The organism is Apibacter sp. HY039 (assembly GCF_004023655.1).
In the GTDB taxonomy this organism is placed as follows: Bacteria; Bacteroidota; Bacteroidia; order Flavobacteriales; family Weeksellaceae; genus Apibacter; species Apibacter raozihei.
Map to the genome: position 1 here is coordinate 30,298 of NZ_SAYM01000004.1, position 24,391 is coordinate 54,688.

Sequence of the window (24,391 nt, forward strand, 5' to 3'; positions counted from 1 at the left end):
ATAATCATTTAATACTCAAACCTCTGGTAAATATTTTATAACCGGAGGTTTTTTATTTCCTCCCAACTCATTAAACAAATATTAAACATCTTAAAACGAATAGTTTAAGTACAAATAAAACATATTTGTTAGATTAATCTAATTTTTTATTACATTTGTAATAACTAAAAATAGTACAAACAAGAAAACTTAAGATAATGCATATCACAAAAATACTTCCTCCGTTACCTTATGACAGACATGCGCTAGCACCTGTAATTACAGAGGAAACCTTAGATTATCATTACGGAAAGCATCATGCAGCCTATGTAAACAATCTTATGAATATTGTTTCAGACAGTAAATTTAACAATTTATCTATTGAAGAAATGATTAAAACCGGTTTTGAAACACATAATGAAGGACTCTTTAATAATGCGGCCCAGCATTGGAATCACACATTTTTTTGGAACTGTCTTTCCCCCCATGGGGGGAAGACACCCAAAAATGAAATTGCTGCCCTAATTAACCGTGATTTCGGAAGCTTTGAAAGTTTTAAAAATAATTTCACCACCATATCAAGTAAACTTTTCGGCTGTGGATGGACCTGGCTGGCTTTAAATAATAACAAAAAATTAGAAATCCTGCCATTAAAAAATGCCGATAATCCTCTTATTTTTGGAAAAAAACCATTAATAGCTTTGGATGTATGGGAGCATGCTTACTATATAGATTATCGTAATGCAAGACCCAAATTTATTGATGGATTTTGGGAAATTGTAAACTGGGATTTTGCTAATCAAAATTTAAAATAATATGAGCGACACTTGCATGCATCACATTGAAAATCACTGGAAAAAATTAACGTTTTATTCCAACGAACTTTTTAATAACTCAAAGTTTGAACGTGCTTTGCACGGTTATGAAGAAGCTCTTTATAGATCTGAAGTTTTAAATAACCATATTGAACTGTGCAATAAACTAAAAATACCATTTGTGCAGATTTATATTATCTCCTGTAATAATCTGGCCAATACGTACAAAGAAATAAATAAAAAAGACAAGGCTGAAAAAATACTAAAGAGAGCCCTTTTTTATCTTTTACACCTTACAGGAAATAAAAGTCTAGACAAGGAAAACATAAAAATGGAAATGAGAAAAGCTATGATATCTTATACCTACTTCATCAAAGAAAATAACATTCCTATTTCTAATAAGGAGAAACTTTTTCAGACGATAAAAGAAGAAATTTTGGAAAAATCCGCATAACCATAATTTAATTTTAATACTACTCATCTCAGACATTAATTTAGAAAGTTAATTAAGCCTAAAGCGGATAAAATTTATCCGCTTTATTTATATTGTTTTTTTACCTGAAAACAAAAATATATAAAGGTAAATTAAGTTTATGCTAATTTTTATTATTTTTGCCACTTTTAATAATTACTAACTATTTTTAAAATGCCTGTAATAAACTCATTTTTAATGAATCATTTGCTTGATCTTGATTCTTTTCTCTATATAAAAACATTTTACGAGTCACAATTTAAGTTACTCCACCTTTATTTCACCCACTTTTAGAAATATAATTTATTTTATACTCAATTATATTGAGTATAAATCTTCAAATAATTAAAACAATTTATTACACATAGATATATGAAAAATACGCTTTTTGTAACTTTTTTTTTGTTAATAACTAACTTTTTTTATTCTCAACTAGTAGATTTGGCTAAAATATCATCAGGAGAATTTATTGATTATGACAGAATCTATAATAAAAATGAACTATACGGTTATATTTATTTTTTTGATCAGGGTTTAATTGATAAAGAAACACTTCAAATTGAATATATACTTTTTGATAAAAATCTCAATAAGCTGTCTACCAATACTTTTACTACCAAGAAATATTTCGAAAACATGGAGATGCTTTTCTTATGCAGTATTGGCGATACCGACAACTTAAGGGTATCTATCATTAATTCAGGCAAAGAAAAAAGTCAGTACCATTCATTTAAGACTTATTTTGAAATATCTTTATCTACTAATAAAATTAGCCCAGAATATTATTGCATAAATGATCAGTCAAGAGAAATTCCAAACAATTTTTCTAAGTACAAAAAAAGTTTCACAAAAGAGAACAAACCCTGCTACATTAGGTTTTTTCCTACATTAAATAGTTATTATGTAAAAGATGAAATATTTGAAGGCATTGGTTCTGAAACCTATCTTAAATATTTTAATCACAAAAACGAGCAACTCTGGATTTATGAATATAATACCAATGCTACCAAACAGAACTATAATAAATCTTATGTAGAATTTTCTACTGAGAATTATTTATATATGTTAGAAAAGAAATATATTAATGAAGTCCCTGAAGAACATAAAATATCAGTTTTAGATATAATGACCGGGAATAAAAAAAACGAATACGTTATTGAAAATTCTCAGAGCGAGTATAATTTTGAAAATAATTTTGATAAAATAAACAATCATATATACATAACAGGAGTATATTCAAAGTATAAAAAAAATAAGAAATTTAATTTTTTCAAATCAATAGATTTAGATAATTTAGGATATTATAAAATTGTTTTAGATTCTTTAGGTAATGAAATATCTAAAAATTACATACTATGGGAAGAATTGCAAGGATCATTGGATATTGAAAAAAACGGAATTGTAGATAAAAAATTTATTTTAAGACCAGTGACTCACTTTATTTTCAAAGATGGCTCAATTTCATTTCTAGTTCAAAAATACCGACCTTATAAAAATGGTGTTTTGATACCAATAATCGGAATTGGAGATATAATCAATGCAAGTACAGAAAAAGAAACTTTAAATTCTGACTTTGTATTAATATCCATGGATAAAGATTTTAAATTAAAGAATATTGATACAATAAAAGTAGATTTAGTAAAGGGTTTTAACTATTATAATACTTTTATATTTTCTCAATATATAAAGGATAAAACCGAGGCTTTCTTCTTCATTAAAAACTATATAAAATCAGAAAAAAAATGGTATTTAAACATTTATAAGATTTCAAATGGAGAATTGAAAGAAGAAATAATCCCTCTGCATTCTGAAAAAGATAATTATGAAATAATTCCTATGCCGGCTAAGGAAGGATATATTATGTTAAGAGAGTACAACGAGAAAGAAAAGTATAACCAAATTCGTCTGGAAAAACTTAATTAAAATTATATTAATTCTTAATGATAAAAACAATTTATTACATACACATATGAAAAACACATTTTTTGCCACTTTATTTTTATTACTGAGCAATATTTTTTATTCTCAAACACTAGATTTAGCCAATTTAGCTACTGGTAGATTGGTTTACAGTAGCATATTATACGACGCTAAGGATCAAGTTTACGGCTACATTTATTTTTACAATCAGGGAGATGTTGACAAGGAAAATATTCAACTGGAATATGTATTGCTTGATAAAAATTTAAATAAAGTAAGCAACAATATTTTTACAACTAAAAAATATCATAATAATTTCAAAAACACTGTAACTTATTGCAATTTAACCAATAGCGATGAGGTATTTATTAATTTAGAACATTATGATACAGGAAAAGTACCTTATTACCTATCTTCATTTATAACCATATCAATAACCAATAAAACGATTAGCCCCGAATATTTTTATTCAGAAGGTATAATAAAGGAAATACCTCAAAATTTATCTGAATTTAAAAAAGAATTTAAAGACAAGTCCTTTTCAGGTGTTTCTGGTCTATCTTCTAATTTTAACGGATATTATATTCTAGAATATCCAATTAACGGAAAAATAGGATCAAATAAAAATTTAAATTTTTTCAACCTCAAAAATGAATTATTATGGAGCTATGAATACAATCCTAACGGAACAAAAAAAAAATACAATAAAATTTCAATAAATCACAGCTCCAATAATACCTTATACGTACTTGAATCTTCATTTAAATCGGATATGGCCGAAGAATATAAAATTATTGCTCTAGATCCTAACAATGGACATAAAAAATATGAGTATGTCTTTGAAAATAATTCTAGTGAATTCAGTCATAACATAAGATTGAAAGAACTAAATGGAGAATTGATTATTACAGGTAACTATTCAAAGTATCAAAAAAATAAAAATTTTGATCTAAATAACAATCTGGGTTTCTATAAAATTGTTTTAAACTCTGAGGGTAAAGAAATATCTAAAAAATACACTTCTTGGGAAGAATTTAAAGAACAAATTGATATTGATGAAAAGGGAAGAGTTGAAAAAAATTTCCGTTTATTACCTACTAAATATTTCATTTTTAAAGATGGTTCAATTTGCATATTAACAGAAAAATATAAACCGGCAAAAATGGGTATTGGTAACTTTATTCCTTTGCCTATAATAAATGTTATTGCTGAAGCTGCTACTAAAAGAGAAGAACAAACAACCGATTTTGTACTTTTTTTTATGGATAAAGATTTTAATTTTAAAAAAATTAAAACTATACAAAAAGATTTAAGTAAAGTCTTTAATTATGATTATCTGTTTTCACAGTATATTAAAGATGAAACTGAAGCTGTTTTTTTCTTTAAAGATTATGTAAAATCTGAAAAAAAATGGATCCTGGGAGTTACTACGATTTCTAATGAAAATATAAAAGAGGAAAGAATCCCTATTTCTTCAGAAAAAGATAATTATGAAATAATCCCTATGCGAGCTAAGGAAGGATATATTATATTAAGAGAATACAACGAAAAAGATAAGTACAATCAAATTCGTCTTGAAAAAATAAACTAAAATTATATTAATTCTTAATGATAAAATCAATTTATTAAACAGACATGAAAAGCACATTTTTTGCTACTATATTTATATTAGTTACTCATTTTATTCAATCTCAAACTCAGGATTTATCTAAAATGGCTAACGGATACCTAGATTCAAATTTTATTATTTACGATTCTAATGAGCAAGTTTACGGTTATATCTATTTTTATAACCAAGGTTCCGTTGATAAAGATCATATTCAGTTTGAATACGTTTTATTAGATAAAAATTTAAATAAGTTATCAAATAACATTTTTACAACAAAAAAATATCTTAATAGATTTGTCAGATATATTACAAACTGTACATTAGTTAATAATGATGAGCTGCTTATCAACTTAAAACATCATGATACATTCTTTATATCTTTTGCTCTTTTTTCATTTAGAAAAATATCGATTTCTAAAAATATTGTAAGCCCAGAATATTATTATATAGATGAGCAAATAAAAGTAATACCAGATAATTTAGAAGAATATAAAAAATCTTTAACTCCTGTTTCAAAAGCAGGAGTTAGCTTAGCTAAAGCAAGTACTAACGGTTACTATATTTTGGAGCACAATTATAATAACTTTCATTTTTACAAAACTAAATTCATTAAATTTTATAATACGGATAATCAATTAGTATGGAATTATACCTACAATCCTATTGCAACTAGACAAAATTATATTACAGCTTCTATAATTCACAATACCTCTGACAACTTATATATAGTAGAGTCTAACAGTGAAGGATTAACTAAACTAGATTGTAAAATTGTTGCATTAGATCAAAAAACCGGAGATAAAAAATATGAGTATCTTCTTGAAAAGGATGTAAGGCAATTTAATCATACTAAAAATTTAAAAGAATTAAATAACCAGCTTATAATTTTTGGAAATTATTCTAACTATAAGAAAGGCACATATTTCGATTTGGAAAAAAATCTGGGATTTTATAAAATAGTATTAGATTCAACAGGAAGAGAAATATCTAAAAAATATGTTGTGTGGGAAGATTTTAATAATAAAATTAAAATAACAGCTAATGGGAGGATTAAAAAAAATCTCAGAATAAGAACCTTGAAATTTTTTGTTTTTAACGATGGTAGAATTTGCATTCTTACAGAGTTAGTTAACAAAAAGCAAAATCAAATCAGTGATTTTGTGTTATTTTTTATGGATAAAGATTTTAATCTGATAAAAACTGAAATTATACAAAAAGGAATTTCATATTATAATGATAGCGATGGTTACATGTTTTCTCAATATACCAAAAACGGAAAAGAAGCTGTGTTTTTCTATACAAGATTTTCAAGTAATGAAAGAAAATGGATACTGGGGGTTAATACCATATCTGATAATGAATTAAAAAAAGAAACTATTCCGATTTATTCAGAAGAAGATAAATATATTATATACCCGATGAAAGCCAAAGAAGGATATATTATATTAAGAGAGTACAACGAAAAAGAAAAGTACAATCAAATTCGTCTGGAAAAAATAAACTAAAATTATATTAATTCTTAATGATAAAATCAATTTATTAAACAGACATGAAAAGTACATTTTTAGCTACTATATTTTTATTAGTTACTCATTTTATTCAATCTCAAACTCAGAATTTATCTAAAATGGCTAAAGGGTATTTAGCCTCCAATTTTATTATTTACGATTCTAATGAGCAAGTTTACGGTTATATATATTTTTACAACCAAGGCTCCTTTGATCAGGACCATATTCAATTTGAATACATTTTATTAGATAAAAATCTGAACAAGGTATCAAATAATATTTTCACTACTAAAAAGTATCATAATAATTTTGTGAGATATATTACAGATTGTACATTAATAAACAATGATGAGCTACTCATCAACCTAAAACATTATGATAAAGGTGTTGTACCTTTTGTTCTTTTTTCTTTTAGAACGATATCGATTTCTAAAAATACCGTAAGTCCTGAATATTATTATATAAATGATGAAATACAAGAAATACCCGAGGATTTAAAAGAGTATAAAAAAATCTTAAACCAAAATTCAAAAATAGGATTTAATTTGGCTACTATAAATACTAATGGCTATTACATATACGAATATAATTACGATCATCAGATTCATAGTGATAATCCCATAAAAAACTACAATTCAGCTAATAGATTAGTTAACGGTTTAACATGGAATTACAATTATAATAATTTAATTTATTATAAAAATAATTCCATAAAATTTTACAATACGGATAATCAATTAGTATGGAATTATACCTACAATTCTAATGCAACTAAGAAAAACTACGTTAGAGCATCTGTAAATCATAAAACTTATAATAATTTGTATCTTATAGAATCCAAATACAATAAATTATTGCCACAGGATTATAAAATTGTTGCTTTAAATCAAAAAACCGGGGATAAAAAATATGAATATCTTCTCGAAAATAATGTAAGTGAATTTAATTATACCATAAATTTAAAAGAATTAAATAATGAACTTATAATTGTTGGAAATTATTCTAATTTCCAACAAGACACATACTTCAATTTAGAAAAAAATCTGGGATTTTATAAAATAGTACTAGATTCTACAGGAAGAGAAATATCAAAAAAATATACTGTCTGGGAAGATTTCAAAGATAAAATTAAAATAACTCCTAATGGAAGGTTCAAAAAAAACTTCAGACTAAGAACCATAAAGTTTTTTGTTTTTAGCGAAGGTAGAATTTGCATACTTACAGAGTTAGTTAACAAAAAACAAAAACTAACCAGTGATTTTGTGCTATTTTTTATGGATGAAAACTTTAATCTTGAAAAAACTGAAATTATACAAAAAGAAATTTCAAGTGAATCTTATGATTATCGGTTTTCTCAGTATACCAAAAACGGAAAAGAAGCTGTGTTTTTCTATGAAAACTTTATAAAATCTGAAAAAAAATGGATATTGGGAGTTAATACGATATCTGATAACGAATTAAAAAAAGAAGTAATTCCAACTTATTCAAAAGAAGATAAATATACAATATATCCAATGAAAGCCAAAGAGGGATATATCATATTAAGAGAATATAACGAGAACGATAAATATAATCAAATTCGTCTGGAAAAGCTTAACTAATAGCAAATGTAAAAAAAGCACCCCTACTGAGGTGCTTTTTTATTATAATAATCTGAAATATTCTTTATTTCATCCAATGATAAATTCCACATAAAATTGAGAAATTGCTGATAACTTTCAGACTGATTTTTAGGATTTATCTTTGCCAGATAACGGTTAAGTTTATAATTTTTCCTTCCTTCATAAATTTTTTCAAAACATTTTCCCAGCCATTCTGTATAATAAGTATCTTCAGGATTATTCTGAAGTTGATACAAGCATAAATATATACCTACACCGTATTGTTCAAAAAAATATAAGGACGGAACTCTTTCGTAACCCGCAATTTTCTCCAGTCCTTTAAACTCTTCGTTAGGCGTAGATTTCTTAAAATCAGAGTTAAGTTCACTAAATTCAGATTTAAGCCTGGCAATCCTGAATTCTATTTCCGGATGAGTAGAAACGGAATCCTTATTTATTTTTTCTTTATACAAAGAATAATCATATTGCGAAAAATCCTCCTTTTTTAACCATTCATCTTTAAAAGGTTGATTGGGTAAATTAAATATCTTTTTATATATTTCATCTTCTAATCCTTTAGGACGTATACTATCGTATTTTGCCATCAATTCAAGCGCTCCTAAAAAGGCACCTTCGTTATACGGAGATTTTTTCATTAACACATAGCCCAGAGAATCTGCCTGATATTCATCTTTTTTACTGGATTCCCCTGCAGCATATAATCTGTTTTTATACAAATCCAAAGCTGCTTGTGAACGATTATATTTTTGCTTTTTTATCTCCTTTATTTTCTCTTTATTCGTTGAAGATAAACGTTCCCTGACAATTCCCACCTGTTTGCGTAAAGAGTGGTTGAGCATATTATGGCTTAGTTCATGAGAAAGAACAGAAGCAATCTGATCTTCATTATCCATCCAATAAAATAATCCCATATTTAAAACAAAAGTTCCATCGGGAAGGCAGAAAGCATTTAAACTAGGATCTTTAGATATTAATAAGTTTAAGTTTTGTGGAATAGAGGAATTATTTACTCTCAATTTCTCTAGTATTTTAGCTGCATAATCCGTAAAGCGCGAATCATAACAAAAATTCCCTTCCTTAATTTCCTCTTTAAATTCTTTATTAAATTCTTCAAATTCCTTAACCAGCAACTTGAGTTCCTTTCCCGAATACTCTTTTTTTAAAGATTCAATAAACTTTTTTCCTGATTCACTAAATAAAGAGGCTGCTTCCTCTCGTTTATTTTTGTCCGCTGTATCAATAGGCATATAGTTTTGAGAAAACGCGATACCCGAACATAAAATAAATAACATTCTGATGATTTTCATTTCATTAATTTTTAGGCAAAAATACACTTTACATTATAATTTCAAAATAGATTATAAATCAAGAAGACCTTTCATTTAAATGGCTTCATACAGCAACCATATAACTCACTCATTTGTAAAGTAATTTAAAAATTAAGATAAGTAAATAAAATATTATATTTATTTAGACTAAATAAATATATTTGTATAAAATATAATATGAAACTTTATATATCTCTCGTTCTTTTTATTACATGTTGTAGTGTTGTACTATCTCAGGTTGATACTACACAAAATTCCCTGACAACTGAAAATTCGGATTCTTTAAAAACTTCGAACATTTTCAAGGAAAACCATCTTGACTCAATTATCATCAGAAACAATCAAGAAAAATATAATTCAAGAAATATATCCGGTTCTTTACGCTTAGAAGAACCCATTTTAGAAATCCCTCAGAATATACAGATTGTAAATTCAGCAATTATAAAAGATCAGCTTATAACAAGCATGAGTGACGGACTTATCAAAAATATTAGTGGGGTTACCCGCTTGGAACACTGGGGAGATACCTATGTACGAATAAATATGAGAGGTTCAAGAGCTTCTGCCTTTAGAGATGGCATGAATGTAACATCCACCTGGGGACCGTTAACAGAAGATATGAGTTTTGTAGAAAGAGTAGAAATTGTGAAAGGTCCTTCCGGATTTATGATGTCTAACGGAGAACCCAGTGGAATATATAATGTAGTAATGAAAAAGCCAGTTAAAAATAATCAAAACTCAATATCTCTTATGCTTGGCAGTTACGATTATTATAGAGGAGCATTGGATATCGGGGGTAAAATAGATCAGAAAGGCAAGCTACTGTACCGATTAAATATCTATGGGCAGAGCAACAATTCATTCAGAAAATATGAATTTAATAAAAAAGCAGGAATTGCCCCTGTATTAAGCTATCAAATAGATGACAACACCTTACTAACATTGGAATATACTTACCAAAGCGTAAACATGTCTAATATTGGATCTTACTATAGCTTTTCTCCGTCGGGTTATGCCAGCCTTCCAAGAAACTATTCTGTATTAGCTCCAGGAATGGAACCCACCAAAATAGAAGATCAATCTTTTACAGTCAATTTGCAGCATAACCTTTCCGAAAACTGGAAAATTACAGCTCAAGCAGCTTACTTCAACTATTATAAAAAAGGCAGTTCATTATGGCTTAATTATATTAACACCCATGGAGATTTAAGGAGAACAGTATCCATTGGAGATGCCATAAACGAAATGAAATTTGGACAGTTATTTGTAAACGGCTCAATAAATACCGGTAAGATAAAACATAGAATACTTGCCGGTTTGGATTTAGGCAATAAAGAATATTGGGGAGACTGGTCACAGACTTTTGCTCTGGATACAGAAGATTCTTATAACATTTACGCTCCCGGAAACGGTTCAGCTTCACTGGGTCTACCCACCTTTGACAGAAGTAAAAGTATTAAAGAAAGATCCGGTGGGTCAAAATATCTTTTAAAATATACAGGGATTTATGTACAGGATGAACTAGGAATTTTTGATGATAAATTACGAATCACCATAGCTACGAGATATACTTCAGCTGAAGATACTTCTTACGGAGTAACTGCTGAAAAAAACAGGTTTACACCCAGGCTGGGCATTAGCTATTCCCTTACCCCAAATACTTCCTTATACGCCTTATACGATCAGGCTTTTGTACCTCAGTCCGGAAATAAAAGAGACGGAGGTAAGATTGATCCTATCGTTGGGAATAATATAGAATTGGGAGCAAAAAAAATATGGTTTGACGGAAAATGGAACAGTTCTCTTTCCGTTTATCAAATTACAAAGAAAAATCAACTTTCTGCCGATCCGGATAACACTTCCTCAGAGTCCTATGTTCTTCAATTAGGAAAAACACGAACCCAAGGAGTAGAAGTTGATATACAAGGAACTTTAAGCAAAGGATTCAACATGATAGCAAATTATGCTTTTACAGAATCTAAAATAACAGAAGATACCAAACAATACAAAAAAGGAACTCTTGTTCCCGGTTATGCGAAACACGTAGCAAATATAATTTTAAGATATTCGTTTTCCGAAGGAATTTTAAAAGGCTGGGGAGTTAATACGGCATATACTCTACAGGCAGATCGTTCAACCTGGAATACTGTAGAAGGTGAAAAAGCACTTCCTGATTACAATCGATTTGATGCGGGAATTTCCTGGACTAACAACAAAATAACTATAGCTCTCAACATAAATAATCTTTTTGACCAATACTTATACAGTGGTTCTGCCGGTAACATTGGAAAAGTGATGACCTGGAGATGGCAGACAGAAGCATCCAGAAACTATCGTTTAGGCATCTCTTATACATTTTAACAGTGAAAAAGAAAAAATATAATTTAAAATTCTTATTTCATTGGCTCCATCTATGGGTAGGACTTATATGCGGAATCATAGTTTTCATAGTCGCTATTACAGGATGCTTATATTCTTTCAAAGATGAAATAACAAGCATTTTAAATTCTCACTTGATTATAAAAACTCAAAACAAACCTTTGTTGAAGCCTTTTGTATTAAAAAAAAGAGCGGAAAAATATATATTTTTAACACAGGCAGACAGTGCTAACAAAATATATGGGGTTTCATACGAAAAAAACAAAGCAGCATCAATTGCTTACAGCCATTATGAGAAAGGATATTCCGCCATGTACCTTAATCCATACACAGGTAACTACATAGACAAAAAACATATCAAAAAAGGCTTTTTTCCTTGGGTGCTTTCCGGTCACCGAAGCCTTTGGCTACCTTACAAGACAGGGCATCTAATAGTAGGCTGGGCAACCTTTCTTTTTGTTATTACAACCCTTTCAGGACTCATACTATGGTGGCCAAAAAAATGGAAAAAAAAACATCTGAATTCAGCATTTAAAGTAAAATGGAATGCCCGTTTTTTCCGGTTAAACTATGACCTGCATAATGTATTAGGCTTTTATACCTGTATATTTGCTCTTATAATTGCTGTTACAGGACTAAACTGGAGTTTTCAATGGTTTTCGCATTTGTATTATGGAATTATATCCGGAGGTCAGAAAATTATAATACATTACAAACCTCCTCCGGATGAATCCCCCCCTACCCTTCACGCAGATTCTATATTATGGGAAAAAGTATTATCAATATATCCTATAAACAAAAAAGGTATGTTCATTTTTGACTATCCTTCAGACAACGATCACAACTTTAGAATAGGCTATAACCCCGATACTAAAAATTACTATCGAAGAGAATTTAAATTTTATAATTCGTCCGAAATTCAAGAAATACAAAACATGAACAGCCTCTACTCCATCTCTTATGAAAAATCTTCTTACGCACAAAAATTATATCGTATGAATTATGATATTCATATTGGTTCTATTGCGGGCATTACGGGAAAAATTATCGTCTTTTTGATAAGCCTGATTCTGGCCAGCTTACCTGTCACAGGATGCATAATATGGTGGAAGAAAGGATTTCGCATGCCCTGAATGTATATACAAATACCCAAAACTAATTCAAAAAACCAACAAAAAAAGGTTGGACACATATTCTATTCATTTTAGGCAAAATAGATTTCATTTTAACAAACAGAAAACAACTATAATAATCATCAAAATTGTACCTTTGTAAAGTTTTACAAACCATGCAGAATACATTAAAATTATCCGGATTAGAAGTTTTCTCTGTTTTTCCTGACAGTAACTTTATCAATATAGGTGAAAGAACCAACGTGACCGGTTCCCGTAAGTTTTTAAATCTAATTAAAAATGAAAAATACGACGAAGCTCTTTCAGTAGCCAGAGATCAGGTAGAAGGAGGTGCTCAAATCATTGACATATGCATGGATGAAGGTTTGATTGACGGAGTAAAAGCCATGACTACCTTTTTACGGCTTATTGCTTCTGAACCGGATATTGCAAGGGTTCCACTTGTGGTTGATTCTTCCAACTGGGAGGTCATTGAAGCTGGACTAAAAAACCTTCAGGGAAAAGGAATCGTAAACTCCATCAGTCTTAAAGAAGGAGAAGAAGAATTTATACAAAAAGCTAAAATCATAAAAAGATACGGAGCTGCAATGATTGTAATGGCTTTTGATGAAGAAGGGCAGGCTGATAATCTTGAAAAAAGGAAAGTTATATCTAAACGCTCGTATGATATACTAGTAAATAAATTAGGAGTTAACCCTTCCGATATTATATTTGACCTTAACATTTTTCCTGTAGGTACCGGTATGCAGGAACACCGTAGAAATGCTCTTGATTTTTTCGAAGGTACCCAATGGGTTAAGGAAAATCTTCCCGGATGCTTTGTTTCAGGAGGTGTCAGTAATGTTTCATTCTCTTTCAGAGGTAACAATAAAGTTAGGGAAGCCATTAATGCTGCCTTTCTTTACCATGCTATAAAACATGGAATGGACATGGGTATCGTAAACCCAACTCAGCTGGAAATATATGAAGAAATAGAACCTGAACTGCTTAAAAAAATTGAGGATGTTCTTTTTGACCGTAGTGAAGAGGCTACTGAAAACCTAATAGAATATGCCGAAACCATTACACAGGACAAAGAAGCAAAAGAACAGAAAATAGAGGAATGGAGAACTTATCCTATAGAAAAACGACTGGAATATGCCTTAATTAAAGGAAATGCTGATCATATTGAACAAGATGTGGAAGAAGCTCGTCAATTGGCCAGTAAACCGCTGGATGTAATTGAAGGCCCTCTGATGGATGGAATGAACACCGTAGGAGAACTTTTTGGAGCAGGTAAAATGTTTTTACCTCAGGTAGTCAAAACTGCAAGGGTAATGAAAAAGGCAGTTGCATATCTACAACCGTTTATAGAAGAGGAAAAAAACGGGGAAACCCAATCGAATGGAAGAATTTTGATGGCTACAGTAAAAGGCGACGTACACGACATTGGTAAAAATATTGTGGGTGTTGTTCTTGCTTGCAATAACTACGAAATTATCGATCTCGGGGTTATGGTTCCCAAAGAAAAAATCATTGATACCGCTATTAAAGAAAATGTAGATCTGATTGGACTCAGCGGTCTTATTACTCCTTCTCTTGATGAAATGATCAGTGTAGTTGAAGAGCTTGAAAAACGGCAACTATCCTATCCGGTCATGATTGGGGGAGCTACGACTTCAAAAATTCATACAGCCTTAAAAATTGCACCTAAATACAGTCATACAACTATTCACGTTTTAGACGCTTCCAAATCAGTTACAGTAGCCTCTTCCCTTTTATCCTCCCAAAGTGAAGAATTTAAAAAGAAAATACACGAAGAATATATTCATCTAAGAGAAGGATATTTAAACCGAAGCGTTGAAAAAGAATACTTAACTCTTCAACAGGCACGAAATAATAAATTTCAATTAGACTGGTCTGAATTTTCTCCCTATACACCTAAGCAAATCGGAGTACAGGTTTTTGATTCTATACCTCTGGACGAGCTAAAAGAATATATTGACTGGCAACCTTTTTTTAGAGCTTGGGAATTAGCTGGAAAATTCCCTAACATATTGACTGACAAAATTGTGGGTGAAGAAGCCAGCAGTTTATATAAAGATGCCTTAGAAATGCTTGAAAAAGTAGTCAGTGAAAATCTCTTGCAACCTAAAGCAGTAATAGGTGTTTTTCATGCCAATTCCAATGAACAGGACGATATAGAAATTTACGATAAAAATAATCATAAGATAAACACATTCCGCACTTTACGCCAACAAAACAAAAAATCAGAAGGAATTCCTAATCTTGCGTTATCTGATTTTATACTTCCTAAAAATGGAGAAAACACTCATGATTATATAGGATGTTTTGCCGTTTCTATTTTCGGTGCAGAACAATTAGCCAAACATTATGAGGCTGATAACGACGACTATTCTGCCATTATGATAAAAGCAATTGCCGATCGTCTGGCTGAAGCTTTGGCTGAGTACATGCATGCAAAAATTCGTAGAGAAATATGGGGGTATGCTTATGACGAAACTCTGGACAATGAATCGCTCATTAAAGAAAAATATCAAGGGATTCGTCCTGCTCCAGGCTATCCTGCCTGCCCGGATCATCTTGAAAAAATTGCTATTTGGGAATTACTGGATGTGAATACAGCCATAGGTGTACAACTCACTGAAAGTCTGGCCATGTATCCAGCCTCATCAGTATCTGGTTACTACTTTGCCAATCCAAAATCCAAATATTTCGGACTGGGTAAAATTACCCTTGAACAGGTTGAAGATTATGCTAAGCGAAAAGAAATAAAATTGGAGGATGCCAAATATTGGCTACAGCCTAATTTAGCCTGATATTTATTTGAGTTTAAAAGAACATATTAAAAATCAAAATTGTACCTTTGAAATTCATGAAATTTTTTTGGCTTACTTTAGGTTCGGTTTCATTAGTTTTGGGCATTATTGGAGCATTTCTTCCGATACTTCCTACCACTCCTTTTTTACTTTTAACTACCTACTGCTATGCAAGAGGTTCTAAAAAATTTCATACATGGTTTACCTCTTCAGCTATCTACAAAAAGTATCTGGAAGATTACGTTCAGGATAAAACCATGACTTTGAAACAAAAGCTGATACTTCTCACAACTGTAACTTCTGTTTCTCTAACTTTTATTATTTTGTTTAATAATTTATTAATGAGATGCTCATTAAGCCTCGTGATACTAGGTCATATTTCATATTTCGGATTTTATGTAAAAACAAAGAAGAAATAAAAAATACTTTAATTGATTAATAATAATTTAAATACATATTTTAGTAATTGTATTTTATCTCTCTGACTAATTACAATAAATAGACCTAAAAATTAATTATGACTCATATAAATATTCCTAACAGCCCTGATCAAATGAATCAATGCTTTGCTGATGCCTATAATTCAGGAGATTTAAACCGGATAAATGCATTATTTGAAAAAGAAGCAAAAATTGTGAAATATAATGGTGACATCATTTCAGGATTTGAAAAAATGAATGAAGAACATTTAAACCTTTTAAAATTGGGAGGTAAAATGACTTCTGTTAATAAATATTGCATTGAAACAGAAGATATAGCTATGCTAAGAGCCGATTGGAAAATTGAAACGAAGAATGAAAAATCTGAAGATATAACCATTACGGGATCAAGCGTTGAATTGATAAGGAGACAGAAAGACGGAACCTGGCTGTATATCGTTGATAATCCTTTCGGCGCAAATTAAAACTTCTTACTTTGCAAATATTAAATACAAATAACTAATTCTTGAAATATTTTTTTTATTATCAAAGCCCTTCATTCTTTCTGTGCCAATAAAATTTTTAATGAGTTGTTTTTTTAATTGCTACAACTTTGAACAATTATTTGTGTACATGCTATAAATAAAACTAATAGAGTAATATTTTTGATCAACCACTCCTAAACAATCTGAAAAATATTTTTTTACTATTGGATCAAAAAACCTAAATTCAACAGCTCCTGATAAATCTTCTCTTACCATAAAATAGGTTACAAACCTTTGATCAGAAAAACTTATCCTTTCTTTACCTTCATAAAAAGCTATTTTATCATTCTTTAAATTATCATATAATTTTAATAAAAGCATTCTATTATCATCAGTACGAATATACTCATATCTCTTTTCTTCCTGCATAATATAATCAATATCTTGATAAGTAAGTTTTTCTACACTTTTAGTCTTTTTGTTAAAAACTTTATCCCCTTTTATTTTATATTCACCTTCACAGACTTCTCCATTTTTCATATGTACAGATAAATGACCTTTAAGAACATAACAAGCAGATGAAGGAGAGCAAGCAATTTTAATTTTTTGAGCTTTAAGAAAAGAAAAATTAATCAAAATAAACAATATCAAAAAGATTTTAATCTTCATTTGTAAAATTTTTTAGCGAATTTAAATAAAAAATATTATCCACTTTCTAATAATTTTCTAATAATTTTTTAAATCTTTTCTAATAAGCTCCCGGATTATTATCCCTTACTTTTGCACTACAAAAAAAGGAACATGGAAGAGTATCCCAAAAAAATTAAAGCAATTGAATTGAATAATACTTCACTCTAAGAACACAATGACCAGAATGTTCTTGAGTGAACATAAATGTACAGGTCATGAGGTTACTATTTTTATATCTTTATTATAATAAGCTGTTAAAAAACACTGTCTATAATTTTTTCTGGATTTTAAATCGGTTAAAATCCAGAAAAAACATATCCATTTTTACAATACAAAATTCATATTCACCTTTTAAAAATAATCGCTATGTTACAAATATCTGAATTTGCCATGCGTTTGGCACTGGCTTTCGTATTAGGTATGGCCATTGGAATTGAAAGGCAGTGGAAACAAAAAAGTGCAGGCCTGCGTACCAATACATTAGTTGCAGTAGGGTCTGCTGCATTTATACTCATATCCATGTCCGTAAGTGGCAGCCATGGAGATCCCAGCCGGGTAGCCGCACAAATTGTAAGCGGAATCGGCTTTTTAGGTGCGGGAGTAATTATGAAAGACGGACTGAGCGTTCGGGGATTAAACACAGCCGCCACAATTTGGTGCTCTGCTGCGGTAGGATCTTTAGCAGGTATCGGATTATATACTCAGGCATCATTAACTGCGCTCACTGTTATTATTATCCACATCTCTTTGCGTCCGTTGGGAAATAAAATGAATAAAATTTCATTCACTCCCAAAGATCATACCGCTACCACAGAATATCAAATAACCATTCATTGTAAAAATAACATTGAAAACCATATCCGCGTATTACTTATTCAACAATTAGGAAATAACGAAAAATTATTACTCCGCTCTCTCTCCAGTAAAGATGATGCAGACGGAGAAAACACACTTATTACCGCAGAAATTACAGCTAATGGCATTCAGGACTACCTGATGGAACAAATGGTAAGCCGCCTTACCATAGAACAGGAAGTGATAAAAGTAAGCTGGGAATTTATCGGTCAGCAATCTGAATTATAAAAAATCTAACCCACTATAAAATGAACCCCATGAACCATACTACTCCCAAAGGAATTTCAAACTTTGAAAAAAACTCCACCACGAAACTTCAGATGGTAGCAAAAAATGACAGCAATTTATTTTATGCTATGTTAGAAAGTAGTGAAAAGGGTTTAAGTACATCTACCGTAGAAGAAAAAATAAAAAAATTCGGATACAACGAAATAGAGCATGAAAAAGCCCCCTCCTGGTATAAACAATTTATGATGGCTTTTTTTAACCCCTTTATTGCAGTTCTGTTTGTACTGGTGATTATATCTGCAATCATGGATGTATGTATTGTTCCTCCGGACGAACGCGATTACAAAACCATTCTTGTTGTGGGCTCTATGATCATATTAAGTTCCTTATTGAGATTTTGGCAGGAATACAGCAGTAACCGTGCAGCTGAAAACCTGAAAAACATGGTAAAAACCACTGCTACCGTATTCAGGAGAAACAAAGGAAAAACAGAAGTAAACATAAGAGATATTGTTCCCGGAGATATTATTTATCTAAGTGCGGGAGATATGATTCCTGCTGATGTACGTATTATTAAATCCAAAGACCTTTTTGTTAGCCAGGCTATACTTACGGGAGAATCTCATCCTTTGGAAAAAAGAGAATATACCATACCCGACGCTGATAAAAAGTCACCTCTTGAACTTGAAAACTTATGCTTTATGGGAACCAACGTGGTTAGCGGAACAGCTACGGCTATCGTAGTCACAACCGGTAACCATACGTATTTAGGTTCAATTGGTAAGGCTATAAGCGGAAAACGGACAGAAACCAGTTTTGACAAAGGAGTGAATAAAGTAAGCTGGTTATTGATCCGGTATATGCTCGTAATGGTTCCTTTAGTTTTTCTTATTAACGGATTAACCAAAGAAAACTGGCTGGAAGCTTTGCTTTTTGCCGTTGCTATTGCTGTAGGATTAACTCCGGAAATGCTCCCGATGATTGTAACTGCCAATCTCGCCAAAGGGGCAAAAAACATGAGTAAACAAAAAGTTATCGTAAAAAAATTAAATGCCATACAAAATATTGGAGCTATGGATATCCTGTGTACAGATAAAACAGGTACACTGACAATAGATAAAATTGTTTTGGAAAGACATCTGAACGTATTAGGACACGAAGATGATGAAGTATTAAAATGGGCATATTTAAACAGTTATCACCAAACAGGATTAAAAAATCTTTTAGACATTGCTGTATTAGAACACGTGGAAATTCACGAATATCTGAAAGTGGAAGAAGATTATATAAAAATTGATGAAATTCCGTTTGATTTTCAACGAAGAAGAATGAGTGTAATTCTGGAACAAAAAAATAAAAAACATCTTCTTATTTGTAAGGGAGCCGTTGAAGAAATGCTGAATCTATGTTCCCATGCATTTTACCCGGGAGAAAACTCTAAAATTCATACAGAAACTGATTCCATCGTTCCTATAGATCCTAAAATGAGGGAAACCGTTTTGCAAACCTCTAAAAAATTGAATGAAGACGGACTAAGAGTTTTACTTGTAGCAATCAAGGAATATGAAAATCATGATACAGATTACACTGTTGAGGAAGAATCTAATCTTATTCTTACAGGATTTATCGGATTTCTGGATCCTGCAAAACCTTCTGCAAAACCTGCGCTGGAAAACCTTCAAAAACTGGGAATCAAAGTTAAAGTCTTGACAGGCGATAACGACATTGTTACCAAAAAAATATGCCGGGATGTAGGGATTCCCTTTCAGGAAATTTTATTAGGAACAGATATCGAACATTTAAGCGATTCCGAACTTTCAGATAAAATTAATGACATTAGTATTTTTGCCAAACTTAATCCCATACAAAAATCAAGAATCGTTACACTCCTTCAGAAGCAAAACCATACGGTAGGCTTTATGGGCGATGGCATAAATGATGCTCCGGCGTTACGAAATGCCGATGTAGGCATATCGGTAGATACTGCTGTGGATATTGCTAAAGAAAGTGCAGATATCATACTTCTTGAAAAAGATTTAATGGTTCTTCAAAAAGGAGTTATTTATGGACGAAGAACATTTGGGAATATTATCAAATACATTAAAATGACCACCAGCAGTAATTTTGGAAATATGTTCAGCATGATCGGAGCTAGTATTTTTCTACCCTTTTTACCTATGCGCCCTATACAGCTACTTATCCAAAACTTGCTTTATGATATATCTCAGACTTCCATTCCCTGGGATAAAATGGACAAAGAGTTTATGGAAAAACCTCAAAAATGGGATGCAAAAGGAATCAGTCGCTTTATGATGTACATTGGTCCCATTAGTTCAATCTTTGACTATATAACTTTTGCCGTAATGTATTTTGTATTCAAAGCAAATTCACTTGAACATCAAAACCTTTTTCAGACCGGCTGGTTTGTAGAAGGCCTTTTATCCCAAACCCTTATCGTACATATGATACGTACACGAAAAATACCTTTTATTCAAAGTTGGGCAACCGCACCGGTAGTTGCATTAACTTCTTTGATTATGCTTATAGGCATCGCTATTCCATTCACTCCTTTTGCCAAGGCCATATATATGGAGCCTTTACCTCTAAGTTACTTCCCGTTGTTGATAGGAATACTTACCGGTTATTGCCTGTTAACTCAGTTCGTTAAAAACCTGTTTATCAAAAAATTTAACCAATGGCTTTAAAAAACAACTCCTCTAAAAAATGGTTGATTTTGATACTGTTTTTTTCCCTTTTTGTCTTAACCGTGGATTTTTTGGTATCCAGATGTTCCAGCCATAAAATTCTCAAAAAGAAAATGTACATTTGTACCCATGAATATTCTTCTGGTTGAAGACGATTTAAGGGTTTCCGAGCTTATAAAAAGGGGTTTGGAAGAAGAAGGTTTTACTATTACGACAGCTTTTGACGGCTTATCCGGTAAAAAGCTCGTAGTAATGCATGAGTATGACTTATTAATTACAGATATCATATTACCGGAAATAAACGGGCTGGATCTTTGTAAAGAAGTGAGAATAATTAAACCGGAACTTCCTATTTTAATGCTTACCGCATTAGGAACCACTGATGATAAAATTGAAGGATTTGATGCCGGAGCTGATGATTATCTGGTTAAACCATTTGAAATGAGAGAATTGGCAGCTAGAATCAAAGTTCTGCTGAAAAGAAGTTCTAAAAACAAATCAGGATTTATTTTGAAATTTTCTGATCTGGAAATGAACTTAAAAACCAAAATTGTTAAGAGAAATAACCAGGAATTGAGCCTTACCCCCAAAGAATTCAAACTTTTGGAATTTTTACTGCAAAATCAGGGAAGAGTTATCTCAAGAACGGAAATTGCTGAAAAGGTTTGGGATACCCATTTTGATACCGGAACAAATTTTATTGATGTCTATATTAATTATCTGCGAAAAAAAGTAGACAAAGGATTTGACAATAAACTAATACATACAAAGTCAGGAATGGGTTTCATACTAAAATCGGAAGTATGAAAATACGAACCAAATTAACTCTCCTGTTTTCTCTTGTTACCGCATCCATTCTTTTGCTATTTGCATCAGTAATCTATTATTCTGCGAAACAAAACCGAAACACGGAATTTTATTCTTTATTAAAAAAAGAAGCAATTACTAAGGCTAATCTTTTTTTCGATGCCAAAGTACCCTCCCAAACGCTTCAACAAATCTATCATAACAATACCAAAACAATTAATGAAGTAGAAGTAGCAATTTACAATAGTTCTTTCCATCTTCTATATCACGATGCTGTAGATATAGATTTTGTTAAAGAGACTCCTGCCATGATTAATGATATTTACAAAAAAGGAGAAATTAAATTTTATCAGGGAGACTGGCAGGTCATTGGATTACTCTATAAATTTGAAAATAAAAACTATGTAATAACCGCTGCGGCTTATGATCAATTTGGGTATAACGAATTAAGCACTTTACTAAAAAATACCTGTATCATTTTCATTATCTCCATCATTTTTATTTTTATTGCCGGATATTACTTTTCTAAAAAAGCCTTTGAGCCGGTTAAAGAAATCACTGACAGAATGAATGAAATATCCGCAAGTCATCTGAATCTGAGACTGGAAGCCAATCCTAGCAAAGACGAACTCTCCGATTTAACGATTACCTTTAATCAAATGCTTACCCGGCTGGAAAAATCGTTTGAAGCACAAAAACATTTTGTTTCTAATATTTCCCACGAATTACGAACACCTTTAGCTGCCATGATAGCAGAGCTGGAACTTTCCGTAAATAAGAATAAAACATCTGAAGAGTATAAAATTATACTTCAAAATTCATTATCAGATGCAAAAAAAATAACCAAACTATCCAATAGCCTTCTGGATTTTGCCAAAGCAAGCTATGATCCTTCAGAAATAGCTTATAAACCGGTACGAATAGACGAAATTCTGCTGGATGCATGTCAGCAGGTACAACAGGCAAATCCCGGATATAAAACCAATCTGCTTTTTGGAAATGATTTTCTGCATGATAATCAGATTCTGGTTAACGGCAATGAATATCTGCTTAAAGTAGCTTTTGTAAATTTACTGGAAAACGGTTGTAAATTTTCTGAAGACCACCTTTGCCAGGTTTCCATTTCATTTTTCTGTAACACCATCCAAATCGAATTTGCAGATCGGGGTATTGGCATTTCTCAAGAAGACATTCCTCATATTTTCACTCCCTTTTACAGGGGAAAAAATAAAGAGTTTACCTATGGAAACGGAATAGGTCTGTCATTAACAAAAAAAATTATCCTTTTACATTCCGGTACTGTTACCATAAGCAACAATTTACACAAAGGAACTACCTTCACTTTACAGCTTCCTCATCTGTAAAAATCAATGCTCTAATAAAATTCTAATTTTTTTTTAAAAGGTTTCTAATAATCATCCACAAACAGTTCTCCTAGTTTTGTAGCCGAAAAAAGAGGTTTACTAACTAAAAAAACGGAGAAAATGAAACATACAAAAATCCGCGACCTGTCCTTACTTGTATTAGGAATATTTATCATGGGTTCATGTCATAAACAGACATCCAAAGAAGAAGAGCAAAGTTATACGATAACTGGCAATACCATTACCTTATCTGAAGATTCCAATATAAGTAAGAAATTAAAACTGGAAACAGTTAAAAGTGAATGGTTAAGCCCTGATTTGTCTACCGTAGGAGTTGTAAGAGCTATACCCACCGGTTATGCGGAAATAGCTCCTCCTTTTGCAGGTAGAATTATAAAATCATTTGTTAGACTGGGACAAAAGGTAGAAATAGGTTCTCCTCTTTTTTCCATCAGCTCCCCGGAATATTTTAATGCCCAAAAAGAATATTTTGATGCTCGGCAGGAATACTCTTTATCCAACTTAAATCTTAAAAGACAACGAGATTTATTACAGCACGGAGTAGGAATACAAAGGGAAGTAGAAGAAGCCAGAACAGATTTTGAAACTAAAAGATCTGCACTTGAAAATGCAACTGCAGCACTAAAAATATTTAACATCAACCCTAACAATCTCAGATTAGGCCAGCCCCTGGTAGTCACTTCACCCATCAAAGGGGAAATTATCACTAGCAGCATCGTAATTGGACAATATGTGAAAGAAGATGCAGAGCCTATTGCTACCATTGCTGAATTGAATAAAGTATGGATTGCCGGACAAATCAAAGAAAAAGATTTAGGCTTTATCAATAAATTAAACGAAGTTAACATCAAACTTGAAGCCTTTCCCGATAAAGTAATAACGGGGAAAATTTATCATGTCAATGAAATGGTAGATGAAGAAACCCGAAGTGTGGAAGTACTTATTGAATGTATTAATTCCGATAAAACACTAAAACCGGGCATGTACGTGAATGTTCATTTCTTAAACGAGCCGGAACAAGCAGTTACAGTTCCTACCCAAGCTATTTACCAGATGAATGACGAACAGTTTGTTTTAGTACAAGTTGATAAAAATAAGTTTGTCAGAAGAAAAGTGGAAACCAAAGATATCTCTAAAGATAAAACAGAAATAAAAAGTGGAGTAAAAGCAGGTGAAAAAATTGTGACCGAAGGAGGAATTTATTTACTGGAAGTTCAATAACACAAAAAGAAA

At 31.2% G+C, this 24,391-nt stretch carries 18 protein-coding genes; 16 read left to right on the plus strand and 2 right to left on the minus strand.

Features of this window, described 5'->3' with window-relative positions:
• The first annotated feature begins 197 nt into the window (after window positions 1–197).
• From EQ921_RS09480 to EQ921_RS09505, 6 genes are all read left to right on the plus strand, one after another.
• Window positions 198–794: a superoxide dismutase gene (locus tag EQ921_RS09480; protein WP_128149152.1), complete on the plus strand. Its 597-nt coding sequence runs from the start codon at window positions 198–200 to the stop codon at window positions 792–794.
• A gap of 1 nt (window position 795) precedes the next feature.
• A complete protein-coding gene (locus tag EQ921_RS09485) occupies window positions 796–1,248 on the plus strand; it encodes a tetratricopeptide repeat protein (RefSeq protein WP_128149154.1) in 453 nt (150 codons plus the stop codon).
• Window positions 1,249–1,638: 390 nt separating this feature from the next.
• Window positions 1,639–3,189, plus strand: a complete 1,551-nt coding sequence (locus tag EQ921_RS09490) for a DUF6770 family protein (RefSeq protein ID WP_164875619.1) — start codon at window positions 1,639–1,641, stop codon at window positions 3,187–3,189.
• Window positions 3,190–3,235: 46 nt separating this feature from the next.
• A complete protein-coding gene (locus EQ921_RS09495) occupies window positions 3,236–4,777 on the plus strand; it encodes a DUF6770 family protein (protein ID WP_128331476.1) in 1,542 nt (513 codons plus the stop codon).
• Window positions 4,778–4,821: 44 nt separating this feature from the next.
• Window positions 4,822–6,300: a DUF6770 family protein gene (locus EQ921_RS09500; RefSeq protein WP_128331477.1), complete on the plus strand. Its 1,479-nt coding sequence runs from the start codon at window positions 4,822–4,824 to the stop codon at window positions 6,298–6,300.
• A 44-nt stretch (window positions 6,301–6,344) separates the two neighbouring features.
• The gene (locus EQ921_RS09505; RefSeq protein ID WP_128331478.1) at window positions 6,345–7,904 is read left to right on the plus strand and encodes a hypothetical protein; all 1,560 of its coding nucleotides are present in this window, start codon (window positions 6,345–6,347) and stop codon (window positions 7,902–7,904) included.
• A gap of 23 nt (window positions 7,905–7,927) precedes the next feature.
• Here EQ921_RS09505 and EQ921_RS09510 read toward each other — a convergent pair whose 3' ends face one another.
• Window positions 7,928–9,232: a M48 family metallopeptidase gene (locus EQ921_RS09510; protein ID WP_255424469.1), complete on the minus strand. Its 1,305-nt coding sequence runs from the start codon at window positions 9,230–9,232 to the stop codon at window positions 7,928–7,930.
• A gap of 198 nt (window positions 9,233–9,430) precedes the next feature.
• Here EQ921_RS09510 and EQ921_RS09515 point away from each other — a divergent pair, with 198 nt between their 5' ends.
• The 5 genes from EQ921_RS09515 to EQ921_RS09535 all read left to right on the plus strand — a co-directional run bounded on the left by EQ921_RS09515 (window position 9,431) and on the right by EQ921_RS09535 (window position 16,488).
• A complete protein-coding gene (locus EQ921_RS09515; RefSeq protein WP_128331479.1) occupies window positions 9,431–11,614 on the plus strand; it encodes a TonB-dependent siderophore receptor in 2,184 nt (727 codons plus the stop codon).
• 2 nt (window positions 11,615–11,616) lie between these two features.
• Window positions 11,617–12,765, plus strand: a complete 1,149-nt coding sequence (locus EQ921_RS09520) for a PepSY domain-containing protein (protein WP_164875620.1) — start codon at window positions 11,617–11,619, stop codon at window positions 12,763–12,765.
• A gap of 155 nt (window positions 12,766–12,920) precedes the next feature.
• On the plus strand, window positions 12,921–15,584 hold the full coding sequence (metH, locus tag EQ921_RS09525; RefSeq protein WP_128331481.1) for a methionine synthase: 2,664 nt from the start codon (window positions 12,921–12,923) through the stop codon (window positions 15,582–15,584).
• 56 nt (window positions 15,585–15,640) lie between these two features.
• The gene (locus tag EQ921_RS09530; protein ID WP_128331482.1) at window positions 15,641–16,003 is read left to right on the plus strand and encodes a YbaN family protein; all 363 of its coding nucleotides are present in this window, start codon (window positions 15,641–15,643) and stop codon (window positions 16,001–16,003) included.
• Between the two features lie 98 nt (window positions 16,004–16,101).
• Window positions 16,102–16,488, plus strand: coding sequence for a DUF4440 domain-containing protein (locus EQ921_RS09535; protein ID WP_128331483.1), 387 nt, complete (start codon window positions 16,102–16,104; stop codon window positions 16,486–16,488).
• 120 nt (window positions 16,489–16,608) lie between these two features.
• Here EQ921_RS09535 and EQ921_RS09540 read toward each other — a convergent pair whose 3' ends face one another.
• On the minus strand, window positions 16,609–17,157 hold the full coding sequence (locus tag EQ921_RS09540) for a hypothetical protein (protein WP_128331484.1): 549 nt from the start codon (window positions 17,155–17,157) through the stop codon (window positions 16,609–16,611).
• Window positions 17,158–17,544: 387 nt separating this feature from the next.
• On the opposite strand from EQ921_RS09540, the gene EQ921_RS09545 reads away from it, so the two are divergent.
• The 5 genes from EQ921_RS09545 to EQ921_RS09565 all read left to right on the plus strand — a co-directional run bounded on the left by EQ921_RS09545 (window position 17,545) and on the right by EQ921_RS09565 (window position 24,379).
• The gene (locus EQ921_RS09545) at window positions 17,545–18,261 is read left to right on the plus strand and encodes an MgtC/SapB family protein (RefSeq protein WP_128331485.1); all 717 of its coding nucleotides are present in this window, start codon (window positions 17,545–17,547) and stop codon (window positions 18,259–18,261) included.
• A gap of 20 nt (window positions 18,262–18,281) precedes the next feature.
• On the plus strand, window positions 18,282–20,966 hold the full coding sequence (gene mgtA, locus EQ921_RS09550) for a magnesium-translocating P-type ATPase (RefSeq protein WP_255424470.1): 2,685 nt from the start codon (window positions 18,282–18,284) through the stop codon (window positions 20,964–20,966).
• A 129-nt stretch (window positions 20,967–21,095) separates the two neighbouring features.
• Window positions 21,096–21,773: a response regulator transcription factor gene (locus EQ921_RS09555; protein ID WP_128331486.1), complete on the plus strand. Its 678-nt coding sequence runs from the start codon at window positions 21,096–21,098 to the stop codon at window positions 21,771–21,773.
• Window positions 21,770–23,137 carry a HAMP domain-containing sensor histidine kinase gene (locus EQ921_RS09560; protein ID WP_128331487.1) on the plus strand — a complete coding sequence of 456 codons (1,368 nt, stop codon included), beginning with the start codon at window positions 21,770–21,772 and terminating at the stop codon, window positions 23,135–23,137. Before EQ921_RS09555 ends, EQ921_RS09560 begins: the two co-directional genes overlap by 4 nt.
• A 120-nt stretch (window positions 23,138–23,257) precedes the next feature.
• Window positions 23,258–24,379, plus strand: a complete 1,122-nt coding sequence (locus EQ921_RS09565) for an efflux RND transporter periplasmic adaptor subunit (protein ID WP_221410485.1) — start codon at window positions 23,258–23,260, stop codon at window positions 24,377–24,379.
• The last annotated feature ends 12 nt before the right edge of the window (window positions 24,380–24,391 follow it).